Annotated in this window: 12 protein-coding genes; 5 read left to right on the top strand and 7 right to left on the bottom strand. The window is 70.8% G+C overall.

Going from position 1 to position 16,710, the window contains the following annotated elements; genetic code table 11:
- The first annotated feature begins 77 nt into the window (after positions 1-77).
- On the top strand, positions 78-467 hold the full coding sequence (locus tag JQS43_RS02950) for a cupin domain-containing protein (RefSeq protein ID WP_239677513.1): 390 nt from the start codon (positions 78-80) through the stop codon (positions 465-467).
- Between the two features lie 27 nt (positions 468-494).
- Here JQS43_RS02950 and valS read toward each other — a convergent pair whose 3' ends face one another.
- The 6 genes from valS to JQS43_RS02920 form a co-directional block, all read right to left on the bottom strand.
- The gene (gene valS / locus JQS43_RS02945) at positions 495-3,020 is read right to left on the bottom strand and encodes a valine--tRNA ligase (RefSeq protein ID WP_239677512.1); all 2,526 of its coding nucleotides are present in this window, start codon (positions 3,018-3,020) and stop codon (positions 495-497) included.
- A 111-nt stretch (positions 3,021-3,131) separates the two neighbouring features.
- Positions 3,132-4,373 carry an MDR family MFS transporter gene (locus tag JQS43_RS02940; RefSeq protein WP_239677511.1) on the bottom strand — a complete coding sequence of 414 codons (1,242 nt, stop codon included), beginning with the start codon at positions 4,371-4,373 and terminating at the stop codon, positions 3,132-3,134.
- A gap of 14 nt (positions 4,374-4,387) precedes the next feature.
- Positions 4,388-7,528 (bottom strand): isoleucine--tRNA ligase, encoded by a 3,141-nt coding sequence (gene ileS / locus JQS43_RS02935; protein WP_275581007.1) that lies wholly within the window; start codon positions 7,526-7,528, stop codon positions 4,388-4,390.
- A 222-nt stretch (positions 7,529-7,750) separates the two neighbouring features.
- Positions 7,751-8,371: a LutC/YkgG family protein gene (locus JQS43_RS02930; RefSeq protein ID WP_239677510.1), complete on the bottom strand. Its 621-nt coding sequence runs from the start codon at positions 8,369-8,371 to the stop codon at positions 7,751-7,753.
- Positions 8,368-9,795 (bottom strand): lactate utilization protein B, encoded by a 1,428-nt coding sequence (locus JQS43_RS02925; protein WP_239677509.1) that lies wholly within the window; start codon positions 9,793-9,795, stop codon positions 8,368-8,370. Before JQS43_RS02925 ends, JQS43_RS02930 begins: the two co-directional genes overlap by 4 nt.
- Positions 9,792-10,502, bottom strand: coding sequence for a (Fe-S)-binding protein (locus tag JQS43_RS02920; RefSeq protein WP_239677508.1), 711 nt, complete (start codon positions 10,500-10,502; stop codon positions 9,792-9,794). The genes JQS43_RS02925 and JQS43_RS02920 overlap by 4 nt, the downstream gene beginning before the upstream one ends.
- Before the next feature lie 266 nt (positions 10,503-10,768).
- On the opposite strand from JQS43_RS02920, the gene JQS43_RS02915 reads away from it, so the two are divergent.
- The 3 genes from JQS43_RS02915 (at position 10,769) to JQS43_RS02905 (ending at position 15,058) form a co-directional block, all read left to right on the top strand.
- Complete coding sequence (locus tag JQS43_RS02915; protein ID WP_239677507.1) at positions 10,769-12,115, top strand: DEAD/DEAH box helicase; 1,347 nt, start codon at positions 10,769-10,771, stop codon at positions 12,113-12,115.
- A 14-nt stretch (positions 12,116-12,129) separates the two neighbouring features.
- Positions 12,130-13,809, top strand: a complete 1,680-nt coding sequence (locus tag JQS43_RS02910) for a right-handed parallel beta-helix repeat-containing protein (RefSeq protein ID WP_239677506.1) — start codon at positions 12,130-12,132, stop codon at positions 13,807-13,809.
- A gap of 130 nt (positions 13,810-13,939) precedes the next feature.
- Positions 13,940-15,058, top strand: a complete 1,119-nt coding sequence (locus JQS43_RS02905; protein WP_239677505.1) for a glycoside hydrolase family 18 protein — start codon at positions 13,940-13,942, stop codon at positions 15,056-15,058.
- On the opposite strand, the gene JQS43_RS02900 is transcribed toward JQS43_RS02905, so the two are convergent.
- The gene (locus JQS43_RS02900) at positions 15,035-15,961 is read right to left on the bottom strand and encodes an SseB family protein (RefSeq protein WP_239677504.1); all 927 of its coding nucleotides are present in this window, start codon (positions 15,959-15,961) and stop codon (positions 15,035-15,037) included. The two genes, JQS43_RS02905 and JQS43_RS02900, sit on opposite strands and share 24 nt — an antisense overlap.
- 150 nt (positions 15,962-16,111) lie before the next feature.
- On the opposite strand from JQS43_RS02900, the gene JQS43_RS02895 reads away from it, so the two are divergent.
- Entirely contained in the window at positions 16,112-16,669 is a 558-nt protein-coding gene (locus tag JQS43_RS02895) for a hypothetical protein (RefSeq protein WP_239677503.1), read from the top strand.
- The last annotated feature ends 41 nt before the right edge of the window (positions 16,670-16,710 follow it).

Here is a 16,710-nt window from a genome sequence, read left to right as displayed (position 1 = left end):
CCGGGGCGAGAAGAAGCCGGCAGACGCGACCGGTCCGGCCTCGGCATAGGCCGTTCGGCTGATCTACCCTAGGGCGTATGGAGCACTTCACGATCGCCACCGTGGCGGAACAGAGCGCCGACTTTCGACGAGTCCTGTGGACCGGCAAGTTCGCCCAGTTGGTCATCATGACCATCCCACCGGGCGGGGAGATCGGTGAGGAGGTGCACGACGACACCGATCAGATCCTCACCTTCACCAGCGGCACCGGCGAGGCGATCGTCGCCGGTGAGACCCGGCCGGTCGAGCCGGGGGTGCTGGTCGCGGTGCCGGCCGGCACCCGGCACAACTTCCGCAACACCGGCCCGAACCCGCTGGTGCTCTACACCGTCTACGGCCCGCCGGAGCACGCCCCGGATACTGTGCACGCCACCAAAGCGGAGGGTGACGCCGCCGAGGCCGCCGGGGAGGACGAGCCGCCGAGCTAGGCGACGAAGGGCGGCGGTGGCCGCCGGCTAGGCCGGCAGCGAAACCTCTACCAGCAGCTCGGACCCCGGCTCCAGGACCAGGTCGGTCACGTTGCCGGCGGCGCGCAGGTCCCGGTCGATCGAATCCACCGCCGCGAGCTGGTCCTCGGGCGCGACCACCCGCACCAGCTCGACCGGCGCCCGCATCGACTGCTTGGCGTCGCTCTTGGCCTTGCGGATCGCCCGGATGACGCTGCTGGCCAGCGTGACGACGGCGCCGTCGGCAGCGGCTGCGGTCGGCTCCGGCCAACGACTAGTGTGGACAGAATCGTCGTGCCACCACGACCACGCCTCTTCGGTGGCGTACGGCAGGAACGGCGCGAACAGCCGCAGCAACACCGACAACGCCGTCCGCAGGGCCATCCGGGCGGATTCGGTAGCCGGACCGGCCTGCTCGCCGTAGGCGCGTGCCTTGACCAGCTCGACGTAGTCGTCGCAGAAGAACCAGAAGAACCGCTCGGTCTGCTCCAGCGCGGCGGTGTGGTCGAACCGGTGCAGCGCCGCACTCGCCTGCCGGATCACCTCGTCCAGGTTCGCCAGCATCGAGCGGTCCAGCGCCTCGGTGATCGCGGCGTCGCCGGCCGGCGCGGGCAGCCCCAGCACGAATTTGCTGATGTTGAGCAGTTTGGTGGCGAGTCGGCGGCCCACCTTCATCTGGCCCTTGTCGAACGCGGTGTCGGTACCGGGGCGACCGTTGGCCGCCCAGTAGCGCACCGCGTCGGCGCCGAACTCGTCGAGCAACCCCATGGGGGTCAGCACGTTACCCTTTGACTTGCTCATCTTCTTCCGGTCCGGGTCGAGGATCCAGCCGGAGAGCACCGTGTTGTGCCAGGGCAGCGTGCCCGGGTCCAGCTCGGCACGGAGCACCGTGGCGAACAGCCAGGTGCGGATGATGTCGTGAGCCTGTGGCCGCAGATCCATCGGAAAGGTCTGGGCGTAACGCTCCGGGTCCGACTCCCAGCCACAGACGATCTGTGGGGTCAGCGACGAGGTGGCCCAGGTGTCCATGACGTCAGGATCGCCGATGAACCCGCCGGGCTGCCCGCGCTGGTCGGCGGGGTAACCCGGCGGCGGGTCCGCGGAGGGGTCGACCGGCAGCGTCGACTCGTCGGCCAGGATCGGCTGGTCGTATCGCGGCTCGCCCGCCTCATCCAGTTGGTACCACAACGGCAGCGGCACTCCGAAGAAGCGTTGCCGGCTGATCAGCCAGTCGCTGTTGAGCCCGCGCACCCAGTCGTCGTAGCGGGCCTGCATGTACGGGGGGAACCAGCGCAGCTGCGCACCTCGCCGCAGCAGCGCCTCCTGATGGGCCAACGAACGGATGAACCACTGCCGGCTCGACACGATCTCAAGCGGCTTGTCACCCTTTTCGTAGAACTTGACCGGCCGGACCGTCGGACGCGGCTCGCCGTCCAGATCGCCAGCGTCGCGCAGCATCGCGACCACCCGTTCCCGGGCGGTGGCGACGGTCGCGCCGGCCAGCTCGGCGTAGGCCCTACGGCCGGCCGGGTTATCCAGCCCCGACGGCGGATCGGCCAGCAGCCGACCGTCCCGGCCCACGATCGTCCGGGTCGCCAGCCCCAGCTCGCGCCACCACTGGACATCGGTCAGGTCACCGAAGGTGCAGCACATCGCGATCCCGGCGCCCCGGTCGGGCTCGGCGGCCGGGTGCGGCAGCACCGGGACCGACAGTCCAAAGACCGGCACAGTGACCGCCGACCCGAACAATGATTTGTAGCGTTCGTCGTCGGGGTGGGCGATCAGCGCGACACATGCCGGCAGCAGCTCGGGTCGGGTCGTCTCCACCATGACCCGGCCGCCGTCCGGCTGGTGGAAGGCGATCCGGTGCCAGGCCCCGGCATGCTCGCGGTCCTCCAACTCGGCCTGTGCGACCGCCGTGCGGAAGCCGACATCCCACAGCGTCGGCGCCTCCGAGTGGTACGCCTCACCGCGCTGGATCAGCCGCAGGAACGCCAGTTGAGAGATCCGCTGTGCGTGCGGGCCGATGGTGGTGTATGTCAGGCGCCAGTCCACCGATAGGCCCAGCCGGCGCCAGAGCTGTTCGAAGGCCTGCTCGTCCTCGGCGGTCAGCTGTTGGCAAAGCTCGATGAAGTTGCGCCGGGAAACCTCGACGGCCCGCTTGCTCCCTGCCGCCGCCGACGGATCGAAGTCCGGGTCGTACGGCCGGGACGGGTCACATCGGACGTTGAAGTAGTTCTGCACCCGGCGCTCGGTCGGTAGACCGTTGTCGTCCCAGCCCATCGGATAGAACACCCGCATGCCGAGCATCCGCTGGAACCGGGCGACAATGTCGGTGTGGGTGTAGGAGAAGACGTGACCCACATGCAGTGAGCCGCTGACCGTCGGCGGCGGCGTGTCGATCGAGAACACCGCGGCGCGGTCGCCCGGAGCCTGGAAGTGGTAGACGCCGCTGCGCTCCCACTGCGCTGACCACTTGTTGTCGAGGCCGTCCAACGCCGGCCGGTCCGGGACGCTAGCCGCGCTCTCCACCATCGGTTGTCACTCCATCGCACAAGAACGGGTCTGCACAGGAACGGGTCTAGGACCGTACCCTCGGCTCGGAGCAGCCTATCGCAGGCCGGCGCCGAGGGCGATCGCCTTAACTCACCGCTGCGCCGGCGCGGGGTGGGCCGCCGTGATCTCCCGGATCCGCCGCTCCCGGACCGGGCCGATCGCCAGTTGCAGCGCGGCGATGACCAGCCCGAGGACGAAACAGCTGACCCAGACCGCGGTGCCGCCGAAGTAGCCCATGACGGCGCCGCCCACCACCGCGGCGAGAAAGGTAGCAGCCGAGATAGTCAGTGAAAACATCCCCTGGTAGCGCCCGCGAGCGGCGGCCGGGGAGAGGTTGCCGATCATGGTGGCGTTCGCTGGCGACTGCAGCATCTCACCGATAGTCCAGATCACCACGGTCACCGCGTAGAACCAGATTTCGCTGGCGAAGGCGGTGAGCCCGAAACCGGTCCCGGCGATCACCGCCGAGACGGCGAGCAGCGTCGAGCGTTGCCAGCTCCGCACCAACCTGGGCACGAACAACTGGCCGAACACGATCATCACCGCGTTGACGGCGATCACCATGCCGTACGTGCTGGCATCGAGCCCGTCCTCGACCATCGCCAGCGGTAACGTGATCTGATACTGCATGAAGATCATCGTGTTGAGAAAGACCAACCCGCATACGCCGAGGAACACCCAGTCGACGTACGGATTCTCGCGCCGGGGCGACGGATCATCCGTACCGGTCTCGGCGACCGGCTGCGGCGGGTCCGGCCGGGTCTCCGGCACCAATTTAAAGATCAACAACGCGGTAGCCGCCACGGCCGCCGCGTTCACCACGAAGATCAGCAGGTAGTTGACGTCGAGGACCAGCCCGCCGACGATCGACGCGAACGTGAAGGCCAGGTTGTTGGCCCAGTAGTTCAACGTGAACGCCCGGATCCGGTCCACCGGCGGCACAATGTCGACCATCATCGCGCCGTACACCGGGCGTGCCATGCTCTGCGAGCAGCCGAGCAGTACGCCCACCACCAGGATCAGCCACGGCTGGTGGCTCCAGCCCATCGCCAGCAACATGACCCCCGCGAGGGACTGGGCCAACAGCAACGACCGGCGGCGGCCCCAGCGGTCGGCCAACTGCCCGCCGATGACCACACCGACCGCCCCGCCCGCGGCGATCAGGCCGACCACGAGACCCACGTACGCCGAGTCGAACCCCCGGTCGCGGCTGAGATAGAACGCGAGCAGGATGGTGACGAAGGCGCCGGACCGGTTGATCAGGTTGCCGGTCCACAAGTACCAGAAGCGACGGGGCAACCCTTGGGTGGTCTCCCGGATCCACGTCAGCACCTACTCATGGTGCACTAACCTTGGTCGGTCGGCTCGATCCAGACCTCGATCCCCAATTGCTCGTCGGTGACCGTCGCGGGCGCGGCCGCCGGGTCCGCCGCTTCGGTGCAGGTCACGGCGAGCACCTCAGCCTGGATCCGGTCCTGGTGTTCGCGGATGGATGCGGCGGTCTCACCCGACGCTGACCAGCGCAGCCGGATCCGGTCGGTGATCTGCAGGCCGGTGTCCTTGCGCGCCTGCTGGACCAGCCGGATCACGTCCCGGGCGACCCCCGCCCGGCGCAGCTCCGGTGTGATCTCCAGGTCGAGGGCGACGGTCAGGTTGTCTTCGGTAGCCACGAACCAGCCAGACCGCGGGCTCCGGTTGACGTCGATCTCGTCCGGCCCCAGCGTCAGCTCCTCACCCTCGCAGGTGATGGTCACCTTGCCGGTGGCCTGGAGCGCGGCGGCGACCGCGGCTGGATCCGCGGCCCGGACCGCCGCGGCGACCGGCTGGGTCCGGTTGCCGAACCGCTTGCCGATCGCCCGGAACTGCGGGCGCACCGTGATGTCTACGACGGTGGCGGCGTCGTCGAGCGTCTCCAACGCGGTGACGTTGAGCTCGTCGGCGATCTCCGCGCGCAGCTCGGTGGGGAGCTCCGCCCAGCCCGGCGCGATGATCAGGGCACGGGACAGCGGCTGCCGGACCTTGACCCCGGACGCCGCCCGGGCGGTACGGCCGACCTCCACCAGTTGTCGCACCAGCCGCATCTGCCTCGACAGCTGCGGGTCGACATCGCCGGGTCGCGACTGCGGCCACCGCGCCAGGTGCACCGACTCGGCAGCGTCCGGGTCGGTGGGGGCGACCAGCGCCCGCCAGACCCGATCGGCGATGAACGGCGTGAGCGGGGCCAGCAGCCGGGTCACCGTATCGAGACAGTCGTGGAGCGTGGCCAGCGCGGCCGGGTCGCCGTCCCAGAACCGGCGGCGGGAACGCCGGACATACCAGTTGGAGAGGTGGTCGATGAACTCCGCGAGCTGCCGGGCGGCCCGCTGACTGTCGAACGCCGCCATCGCCGCGTCCACCTCGTCGACCAGCGCGGCCAGTTCGGAGCAGAGCCAACGGTCCAGCACCGGCCGCTGGGACACCGGCGGCCGCTCGGCCTGCGGAGTCCAGCCCGCGGTCCGGCCGTACAAGGTCTGGAATGCCGCGGTGTTCCAAAAGGTCAGTAGCACCTTGCGGACGATTTCGGAGAGGGCTTCGTGCCCGATCCGGCGGTCGTTCCACGGCGACCCGGCGGCCAGCATGAACCAGCGCACCGCGTCGGCGCCGTGCCGGTCCATCAGCGGGATCGGTTCCAGGATGTTACCGAGGCGCTTGCTCATCTTGCGCCCCTCGGCATCGAGCAGCAGCCCGACGCAGACCACGTTCTCGTAGGAGCTGCGGCCGTAGAGCAGCGTGCCGACCGCCATCAGGGTGTAGAACCAGCCGCGGGTCTGGTCGATCGCTTCGCAGATGAACTGCGCCGGGTAGCTCTCGGCGAACTCGTCGGCGTTCCGCAGCGGGGCACCTAGCTGCGCGAACGGCATCGCGCCGGAGTCGAACCAGACATCGATCACGTCCTGCACCCGCTGGGCGGTCTCCCCGCAGGTCGGGCAGGCGAAGCTGATTTCGTCGACGAACGGGCGGTGCGGGTCGAGGTCGGACAGGTCGTGGCCGGTCAGGCTGCCGAGCTCGGCCAGCGAGCCGACGCAGGTGACATGGTCGTTGCCGCATCGCCAGATCGGCAGCGGGGTCCCCCAGTACCGCCGCCGGGAGAGCGCCCAGTCCACGTTGTTGCTGAGCCAGTCGCCGTACCGGCCGTGCTGGATGCTGCCGGGGTGCCAGTTGGTGCGCTCGTTCTCGGCGATCAGCTGATCCTTGATCGCGGTGGTCCGGATATACCACGAGGGCATGGCGTAATACAGCAGGGCGTGGCCGCACCGCCAGCAGTGCGGGTAGGCGTGCGGGTAGGCCGCCTCCCGGAACAGCAGGCCGCGTTCGCGCAGGTCGGCCAGGAGCGGCTGATCCGCCTCCTTGAACAGCATCCCGCCGACCAACGGCACCTGCTCGACGAATTTGCCGTCGGGGCCGACCGGGTTGACCACCGGCAGGTTGTGGCTGCGCCCCACCGCGAGGTCGTCCGCGCCGAAGGCGGGCGCCAAGTGGACCAGGCCGGTCCCGTCCTCGGTGGTCACGAAGTCGGCGCCGACCACGTAGTGGGCCGCCGGGACGTCGATCAGCTCGAACGGGCGGGCGTAGCGCAGCCCGGTCAGCTCCCGGCCCGGGCGCTGATCCACCGCCCGCCACCCGTCGCCGAGCGCCGCCGCGAGCAGCGGTTCGGCGACGATCAGGGCGCGCTCGTGGTCGTCGTGGCGGGCCAGCACGTAGGTCACGTCCGGGTGCACCGCGACCGCGGTGTTGCTGACCAGGGTCCACGGGGTGGTGGTCCACACCAGCAGATCCGCTGCCTGGTCGGCCCACGCCCCCTCGGTGACCGGAAACCGCACATAGGCCGACGGGCTGACGATGTCCTGGTAAGCCCCGGGCTGGCCCAGTTCGTGACTGGACAGGGCGGTCTGGCAGCGGGGACAGTAGGGCGCGACCCGGTGGTCCTCGACCAGCAGCCCCTGGTCGTGGATCTGCTTGAGCGCCCACCACAAGCTCTCCACGTAGGTGGCGTCCATGGTGCGGTAGGCGCGGTCGAAGTCGACCCAGTAACCCATCCGCTCGCTCATCCGCACCCATGAGTCCACATAGGTAAGAACCGACTCTCGGCACCGCCGGTTGAACTCGGCGATACCGAACGCTTCGATCTCCTGCTTGCTGCTCAGCCCGAGCGCCTTCTCGACCTCCAGCTCCACCGGCAGACCGTGGCAGTCCCAACCGGCGCGGCGCGGGACGTGGTACCCCTTCATCGTCCGGTAGCGGGGGAAGGCGTCCTTGAACGCCCGCGCCTCGACGTGGTGGATACCGGGCACACCGTTCGCCGTCGGCGGACCCTCGTAGAAAATCCACCTGGGCCCGTCCGCGCTCTGGGTCAGGCTGCGCTGGAAGACATCCTGCGCCCGCCACCACGCCAGGACCTCCTGCTCCATGGCAGGAAGGTCGACACCAGGCTCAAGCGGCTCGTACACCGTCGTCTCCTCACAGCACGTGATGAACATCAGTGCGCGAGGACGAGCAGCCGCCGCTGCCCGCGGTACCACCTCGCTTGACCACCGCCGGGGCGGTGGACCGCTCGTTGGCCGGCTGTGACGGGCCGATCCCGTCCGGTTCTACTGCGGCTCGGCGAGGGCCGGGCCGGTTCTTCCGGAGGCTCGCCGGTGATGGCCGGGTCGTCGCCTATGCGGCACATGCTACCTGACGACGCCGCCGCCCTCCGGCGGCTCGACGACCAGCAGCACCGCCAGCCGGCGCGGCCCGTGCACCCCCTCCACCCGCTGCAGCTCGATGTCGCTGGTCGCCGACGGCCCCGAGATCAGGGTGAGCGGCCGGCGAGGGTCCGGCAGCCGGCGCAGCGCCGCCGGCACCGACCCGACCACCTGGTCGGCAAAGACCACGCAGACATGATGATCGGGCACCAGCGTCAACGCCCGCCGGCCCTGGTGGTCCCCGGCGTCGAGGATGATCGTGCCGGTCTCGGCGATCGCCACCGCCGCCCCGGTGACCACCCTGACCCCCGCCGCGTCCAGGTCCGGCAGCGCCAGCGGCTGCTCAGCCTGGTCGCGGATCACCTCGCCGGGGTGGCTGGTGAGCCAGCCGGCGGGCAGGTCAGCCGGCACCACCACCCGGGTCGACTCGGCGAGCACCGCCGCCAACGCATCCGGCAGGCCCGCCCGGTCGCACCGGCCTACCGTGGCGCGGTAGTCCACCAGCCGGTCAGTGAGCAGTTCCAGCTGCTCATCGGCCGAAGCGTCGGCCACGGGTCGGCCGGTCGCCGCGTCGCCGGCCTCGCCGCCACCCTCGGCGCCGCTCACCGGTCCGCCCACCACTGCCGGAACGAGGCGCCCGGCGGCAGCGGCGCGTCGCGGCTGGCGGTCCACCCGGAGAGCGGCCACGGCAGCCGACGCAGCCGGCCGCGCCGGTTGGTCCAGCGCAGCGGCGCCGCCGCCCAGCGCAGCGAGCGCAGCGCCGACCGGTAGCGCCGAGGACTGCGCATCACCTGCGCCGCCGCCCGCATCGCCGCCCGCTCACCGGCCGGCTTGGGCCCGGTCTGCCGCAGATGGATCAGCAACTCCGGGATGTTGATCCGCACCGGGCAGGCGTCGAAGCAGGCGCCGCAGAGCGTCGAGGCGTACGGCAGCGTCCGGTTGGCGCCCGCGGCCTGGCCGGTGAGCTGCGGGGAGAGGATCGCCCCGATCGGGCCCGGGTAGACCGAGCCGTAGGCGTGGCCGCCCACCCGCTCATAGACCGGGCACACGTTGAGGCAGGCCGAGCAGCGGATGCAGCGCAGCGCCTGCCGCCCCACCGGGTCGTCGCGGACCGCGCTGCGACCGTTGTCCAGCAGCACGATGTGCACCTGTTGCGGCCCGTCGCCCGGGGTCACCCCGCTCCAGACCGTGGTGTACGGGTTCATCCGCTCGCCGGTCGAGGAGCGCGGCAGCAGCTCCAGGAAGACCGCCAGGTCCTGGAAGTTCGGCACCAGCTTCTCGATCCCCACCACCGAGATCAACGTCTCCGGGAGGGTCAGGCACATCCGGCCGTTGCCCTCCGACTCCACCACCACCAGGCTGCCGGTCTCGGCGACCGCGAAGTTGGCCCCGGAGACCGCCACCCGGGCGGTCAGGAACTTCTGCCGCAGGTGCCGGCGGGCCGCTTCGGCGAGCGCGGGCGGGTCGTCGGTGAGGGTGCTCAGATCCACCCCGGGCATCTGCCGGGCGAAGATGTCCCGGATCTGCGCCCGGTTGTAGTGGATCGCCGGCACCAGAATGTGTGAAGGGGTGTCCCCGGCTAGCTGCACGATCAGCTCGGCCAGGTCGGTCTCGACCGGCTCGATCCCGGCCGCCGTCAGGGCTTCGTTGAGCGCGATCTCCTGGGTCGCCATCGACTTGACCTTCAACACCTCGGTCTCGCCGGTGGCGCGGACCAGGTCGGTGACGATCGCGCAGGCCTGCTCGGCGTCGGCGGCGCGGTGGACCACCGCACCGGCGGCGGTCGCCGCCTCGGTGAACTGGTCGAGTAGCTCCGGCAGCCGGGCCAGCACGCCGTCTTTGATCCGGGCGCCGCTGGCCCGGAGCTCTTCCCAGTCGTCCCGCTCGGCCACCAGCCGCAGCCGTTTGTCCCGGATGGTGTGGGTGGCGTTGCGCAGGTTCTCCCGCAGCTGCGGCTTGCCCAGCTCCACTGTGGCGGCGGCCGGGAACGGCCGGTGCGCCACGATGTGGCCGTCTCCGTGGCCGCTCATCCGGCTCCCTTCTGGTTGGCGAGGATCTCCGCGTAGTGCACGGGTTTCGACCCGGCACCCTCCCGGGAGAGCCCGCCACCGATGTGCAGCAGGCAGGAGTTGTCGGCGGCGGCGAGGTATTCGGCTCCGGTGTCACCGATCGCCGCGCACTTGTCGGCGAGCATGGCGCTGGAGACGCCCGAATTCTTGACCGCGAAGGTGCCGCCGAAGCCGCAGCACTCTTCGGCCTCCGGTAGCTCCACCAGCTCCAGGCCCTCGACCTCGCGCAGCAGCCGCTGCGGCCGGTCACCCAGCCGCAGCATCCGTAGCCCGTGACAGGTCGGGTGGTAGGTCACCCGGTGCGGAAAGTAGGCGCCGAGATCGGTCACCCCAAGCACGTCGACCAGCAGCTCCGACAGCTCGTAGGTGCGGGCGGCCACCGGCGCCGCCGCCGGCCACAGCCGCGGGTACGCGTCGCGGACCATCGCCACGCAGGAGCCGGAGGGCGCCACGATCGCTTGGTACGGCGCGAAGGTGTCGGCGAAATGCCGCACCATTGGCACCGCTTCGTCCCGATAACCGGAGTTCGCGTGCATCTGCCCGCAGCAGGTCTGCGCCGCCGGAAACTCCACAGTGTGGCCGAGCCGCTCCAGAATTCGCACCACCGCCTGCCCGGTGGCCGGAAACATCGCGTCGTTGACACAAGTCAGGAACAGTGCGATCCGCATGGTCGCCCTCCCCTCGTACCCGGGTCGTCGCCGCCGCGTCGCCTGCCCTCGCGCCGCATCGTCTCACGGTTGTACGCAGCAGCGACAGCGAGGCTATGCCGGTGTCCGGATTCAGCACCGGACTGCGGTAGAGTCGTTCCCGGCACGGCTCACTCTCCTTCCTTGTCTTGCACCGTCCTGCCCTGGGCCGTCCGCGTCGTCAACCACCGCGCGTGGCCCCTTGGCCCCGCTGGGCAGGATGGTCGTTTTCTCGCATCGGAGACGCCGTGGCGACCCAGCCTGACCGTACTGACACCTCCACCCCCAGCTTCGCCGAGCTGGGGCTGCCCGCCGGCCTCACCCGCGCGTTGGCAGACGCCGGGGTCACCGCACCGTTCCCGATCCAGGCCGCCACCCTCCCCGACGCGCTCGCCGGCCGGGATCTGCTGGGGCAGGGCCGGACCGGGTCGGGCAAGACGCTCGCCTTCGCGTTGCCGATGCTGGCGCGGCTGGCCGCGGCCGGCGCGCCGGCCCGCCGAGGGCGCCCCCGGGCGCTGGTGCTGGCCCCCACCCGGGAGCTCGCCAACCAGATCGAAACCGCGATCGCCCCGCTGGCGGCCGCGCTGTCGCTGAAGACGCTGACCGTCTTCGGCGGGGTCCGCCCCGGACCGCAGATCAGCGGGCTACGCGCTGGCGTGGACATCCTGGTGGCCTGCCCAGGCCGGCTGGAGGACCACGTCTCGGCCGGGCACGCGGTGCTGGACGCGGTCGAGATCACGGTGCTGGATGAAGCCGACCACATGGCCGACCTCGGGTTTCTGCCGGCGGTACGACGACTGCTGGAGGCTACCCCCCGCCGGGGCCAGCGGATGCTCTTCTCGGCGACCCTGGACGCCGCGGTGGATGTCCTGGTCCGGAAGTTCCTCACCAAACCGGTCGTCCACCGGGCCGAGGTCACCCACTCACCGGTCGGCCCGATGGCCCACCACGTCTTCCACATCGACAAGGCGGACCGGCTGCCGGTGTTGGTAGAGCTGGCCGGAGCCCCCGGCCGGACGCTGGTCTTCGCCCGCACCAAGCGCCGCGCCCGGACGTTGACCCGCCAGCTGGTCGCGGCCGGGATCTCCGCTGTGGAGCTACACGGTGATCTGGCCCAGAACGCGCGGGAACGCAACCTGCACGCCTTCTCCGACGGCAGCGCCGGGGCGCTGATCGCCACCGACATCGCCGCCCGCGGCATCCACGTCGACGAGGTCGCCGTGGTCATCCACGCCGACCCGCCGGTCGAACACAAGGCGTACCTGCACCGCTCCGGCCGCACCGCCCGGGCCGGCGCCGCCGGCACCGTGGTCACGCTGATGACCGACGAGCAGGTGGGTGACGTCCACGCGTTGACCCGCAAGGCGGGGATCCGGCCGACCACCACCCGGCTACGCCCGGGCCACCCACTGCTGACGGAGCTGGCGCCCGGCCCGCGCACGCATACACCGCCTCCAGCCGCACCAGCGGCGCCGGCTGCTCGCCGGCCACCGCGCGCCGGCTCCGGCCGCGGCGCCAACCCGAACGCCAACGCCGGCGGCCCGGCCGCCGGAAACGGATCGCGCTCCCGGCGACGCCCTTCCCGCCTGCGGTAGGATCGCTCCACACTATGGCCCGTACGCTCTTCGTCTCCCCCGAGCAGCGCGGGGCGCTGCCGACCATTCGCGACGCGTTGGCGGCGGCCGAGCCCGGGGCGACCATTTCGGTGGCCCCGGGAGAGTACCCCGAGCACCTTGAGCTGACCGAGCAAGTGGTCACCATCGTGGCCCGGGAAGCCGGCACGGTCACCATCGCCGCGCCGGCCCGCGACTCGCCCGCGCTCTCACTGCACAACGCCACCGTGGAGCTGCACGGGATCATCCTGACCGCCGTTGACCAGCCGGCGGTCAGCGTCCGCGGCGGCCAGGCGCTGCTGCGCGGCTGCGCCATCACCGCCGAGCTCGCCGCCGGCGTCCACGTCCACGGCGGCGCCACAGTGGAGCTACGCGACACTAAGCTCACCGGCGGCAGGTACGGCTTGATCGTGGAAGACGCCGACGCCGAGGTCGACCGGTGCGAGGTACGCGACGCCGCCGACGACGGCATCTTGTTGCGGCTGGGCGCCCAGGCGACCGTCCGCAACTCCATCGTCTCGGGCTGCGGCTTCCGCGGCATCTACATGTACCAGGCCGGCGGCTCCCGGCTGGAGCGCTGCGAGGTCTCCCACACCGGGGACGCCGGCATCGCGGTCGCCGACCAGACCGCCCCCACCATCTCCGCCTGCTGGGTGCACGACACGCAGGGCGTCGGGATTACTGTCGCACGCGGCTGCGGCGGCGTCATCGAGGACTGCAAAGTAGAGAACACCGCCCCGCCGGGGGTGGCGATCGCTGAGGGTGCGCACACCGAACTCCGCGAGGGCGACCCCGAGCGGGGCGCGGCGCCGGTGGGCGCCGCCGCGACCGGCGGCAAGCAAGACCTGGAACAGGTCGAGCAGCTGCTCGACCGGCTCGACGGCATGATCGGCCTGGCCGGAGTGAAGAGCGAGGTCCGGGCGGTCATCGACGAGATCCAGGTCAATGAGTGGCGGCGCAGCGAAGGGCTGGCGGTCGGCACGGTCAGCCACCACCTGGTCTTCACCGGTGCGCCCGGCACCGGCAAGACCACCGTCGCCCGGATCTACGGCGAGCTACTCAAGGCGCTGGGCATCCTGCCCCACGGCACCTTCAAGGAGGTGGCGCGGCGCGACCTGGTGGGGCAATACATCGGCCACACCGCCGAGAAGACCGCCTCGGCCTTCGACTCCGCCCGCGGCGGGGTGCTCTTCCTCGACGAGGCATACACCCTCTCCCGGTCCGGCGGCAGCGGCGCCGACTTCGGCCAGGAGGCGATCGACACGCTGGTCAAGCTGATGGAGGACCACCGCGACGAGGTGGCGGTGATCGTCGCCGGCTACACCGGCGAGATGGCCGACTTCCTCGCCGCCAACCCCGGTCTGGCCTCCCGGTTCGCCAAGACCATCGAGTTCGAGAATTACAGCGCCAGCCAACTGGTCGAGATCAGCCGGTTCCTCGCCAGCAACGACGACTACCTGCTCGACAGCGGCGTGGACCTGGCGCTGCTGGAGTGGTTCCGGCAGATCGACCGGGACGAGAACTTCGGCAACGCGCGGGAAGCCCGCAAGCTGCTGGAGCGGATGCGGAAGTCGCAGGCGACCCGGCTGCGCGGGCTGGGCCGCCGGCCCGACCGCACCGATCTGCGGACGCTGGTGCTGGACGACCTGCTGGAGGCGCTGCGCGGCGCGGAGTAGTAACCGTAGCGCCCCCGCACCGTCGGAGCACCCGGCGCCGCCGGCAGGCGATTGCTCGACTTCGCTGGTTGGCTGGTCGATCGCCGGGTGCAACCCGCTGGTCAGGGTGGGCGGTGAGAATCAGACCACCATGAAGCAGTGGCGCGATGAACTAGACCGGCTCGATGCGGCGGGCGGCACCCGGCGGGTGATCGCCGCCGCGGTCGGGCTGGTGGTCCTCGCCACCAGCGGTTGGGTCGTCGGTGCCGCGCTCGTCACCGACCACACCGCGATCGCAGCGCCGCCCACCGTCGGGGTCGGCTCCGCCGGCTCGCCCCGGATGGCCGGCCCGGTGCCCGAGCTCGCCCCCGCTGGGCAGCCCCGCGGGCTGCAACCGCTGGCCGACCCCGGCCAGCAACAAGCCGGGCCGCCTGGCACCGCCGGGCGCAGCGGTGACGGCGCGACCGGCGACTCCGGGTCCTCGACCTCGACGCCCGGCAGCGGCGGCACCAACGGTGGCTCCGGCCGGATCTCGTTGGGCTACTACCCGGGCTGGGTGTCGTACTCGCCTAGCCAGATCGACTATAGCCCGTGGACCCACATCGGCCACTTCGGAATATACCCACAGACCGACGGAGGCCTGAGGTTCGGCAACCTCTCCCGTGGCGACCTCACGCCCGCCGTCCAAGCTGCCCACGCCGCCGGCACCCAGATCTATCTGGTGATCGGGTCGGAGGGGATGCGGGAAGAGTTCATGGGCGCCACCCGGGACCGCAACCGAGCTGGTTTCGTCCGCGAGATCGTGTCGCTCGCCGCCAGCCACGGCTACGACGGCATCGAGATCGACTGGTCGGACCCGGTCGACGCAGACCGGTTCACCGCCCTGATCCGGGACCTCCGCACCGAGATCAATTCGTCCGCGCCTGGGCTGGCGCTCACCTTCAGCGCGGTCTCCGGGCTACTCGCCCCCTCGTTGGCTGGTCGGCTGCATCAACACGTGGACTACATCCACCTGATGTCGTACTGGTCCGACGGCAGTGACCAGTTCGGCCTCTACCGTGACGCGGGGGTGCCGGCGGCGAAGCTCGTCATCGGCATCGGCTTCTACCAGGATGGCTACTACGACACCACCCCGTCGCGGGTGCAGAGCAAGGTGGACCTGTCGGTGGCGCGTGGCGCCGCCGGGGTGACCGCCTGGTCATTCCAGCACCTCGACGGCGGCTGGAACGACCCGCGGCTGGCGCCGCTACGGACCTTCGCCGGCGGCTGACCCCGCCGGGCCGACCTGCAGGACCGCGGTGACCAGCTCCCGCACCGTCTCCCCCGGCAGGATCAGCTCGGTGATGCTGCCCGGGTTGAGGATCAGTGAATACTCGTCGCCGGGCCAGTTGGCGAGCACGTCCAGCGCATGGGCCTCGAGCCGGTCGGTGGGCGGCGCACCGGTCCGCTCCAGCATCGCCACCGAACTGAAGACCGGCACCGCCGGCGCCGTGTCGGCGCCGGTGACCCGCCACGGAAACTCATCGCCGTAGAGCAGCTCCGGATCGTCCACCGGCTCGGCGGTCGGCAGCACCAGCTCGGCGAAGAGCAACGTGGTGAGAAACGCCTCGCTGTCCTGCGAGTCGGCCGCTGCTCGCAGCGCCTCCTCGACCGGATTCAACGCCGGGTCTGGTCGCAGCTGGTCGGGTGTTGACTCCACACCCGACAGATCACGCAGGCATTCGCTGCGGACCCGGTCCAGCAGCTCCTGCCCGACCGCTTGCGCAAGTTGCGCGTACGAAACCAGCGAGGTGGCGCCAGTGGCGAGCTGGTCGATCGCCGGCAACGGGAGGAAGACCCCGATCGGGGTGCCGGCGTTGACCGCCAACTGGTAGTCAGGGTCCGGCCACCGCTGCCGCAGCGCCGCGAGCTCCAGCGCCTCGTAGCTGGGTGCGTGCGGACCGAAGACCGCGGTCAGGGTCGCCACCGAGGTGTACGCCACCACGTAGGTGCCGTCGGGTGGCAACAAACCGCTGAGCTGTTCGGCCGCTGGCGCACCGGCCGCCGGTGCGTCCGTGACCAGCAGCGGCGTCGAGCCGAGCAGCTCGGCGTAGCGGGGCCAGTCCCCGGCCTGCAACGCCTCCGCCATGGCCGACTCCACCGGAGCGCCTGGGCGCCACTGCTCGCTGGTCACGCACGACCCTCCTCGTCGGTAGCTCCACACTCGCCGGACTTCCCGCCGGGTCGACGATACCCGCTCACATCCAGTTTTCCACCGCCCGTGAGCGTCGCACCCGCCCGCGGCAGCTGCCACCGCGCGGCGATCGGCGATAGGCTCGGGGACATGACGCTACGGCTCGCCCGGACCAACGCCGAGGCCCACCTCTACATGGAACTCACTCCATGCCAGGTCTGCGGTGCCACCGAGTTCGCGCCCGATCACGCGGTGATCGCCGTCGACGGCGACCTGGCGAGCCAGTACGCCGGCTCCTGCCCCCAGTGCGACACCCCGCGCGAATTCGTCTTCCGGATCCCGGCAGAGGTCATCATTCCGGACCCGGAGGAGCCGACCTTCGGTGACGACCGCCCCTCGGAGCTCCTCGACGCCGGCCAGTGGCTGGCGCTCGCCGACCTGTTCGCCAGCGGCGCCCCGGCCGAGCCGACCCCGCAGCTGAGCGCGGATCAGCGCCGGCAGGCCCGGCACGACTTGCGGCTCGCGGCCGCCGCCATCGCCGAGGTGTGCAAGTTCATCCCGGCCGACGAGGAGTCGGTGCCGGCCGAACGGTTCTGGAGCGAGCCCGGCCGCCTAGCGTTCGAGCAGGAGCCGGGGCGATTCCAGCGACGGCGGCTGGCCGTGGTGCAACAGACCTACCAGCAGCTGGCCGAGCGGTTCCCGGCCTGACTACCCGGGCCGGTCGACGCCGCACCTCAGAGCGCCGCACC

It is taken from the genome of Natronosporangium hydrolyticum, from assembly GCF_016925615.1.
GTDB lineage: Bacteria > Actinomycetota > Actinomycetes > Mycobacteriales > Micromonosporaceae > Natronosporangium > Natronosporangium hydrolyticum.
This window is presented reverse-complemented; position numbering and strand designations above follow the sequence as displayed.

Coding starts and splice junctions, on each gene's coding strand:
- JQS43_RS02920 (WP_239677508.1), bottom strand. CDS start 10,502: ATGCGGATCGCACTGTTCCTGACTTGTGTCAACGACGCGATGTTTCCG.
- valS (WP_239677512.1), bottom strand. CDS start 3,020: ATGGTGGAGAGCGCGGCTAGCGTCCCGGACCGGCCGGCGTTGGACGGC.
- JQS43_RS02925 (WP_239677509.1), bottom strand. CDS start 9,795: ATGAGCGGCCACGGAGACGGCCACATCGTGGCGCACCGGCCGTTCCCG.
- JQS43_RS02905 (WP_239677505.1), top strand. CDS start 13,940: ATGAAGCAGTGGCGCGATGAACTAGACCGGCTCGATGCGGCGGGCGGC.
- JQS43_RS02895 (WP_239677503.1), top strand. CDS start 16,112: ATGACGCTACGGCTCGCCCGGACCAACGCCGAGGCCCACCTCTACATG.
- JQS43_RS02950 (WP_239677513.1), top strand. CDS start 78: ATGGAGCACTTCACGATCGCCACCGTGGCGGAACAGAGCGCCGACTTT.
- JQS43_RS02910 (WP_239677506.1), top strand. CDS start 12,130: ATGGCCCGTACGCTCTTCGTCTCCCCCGAGCAGCGCGGGGCGCTGCCG.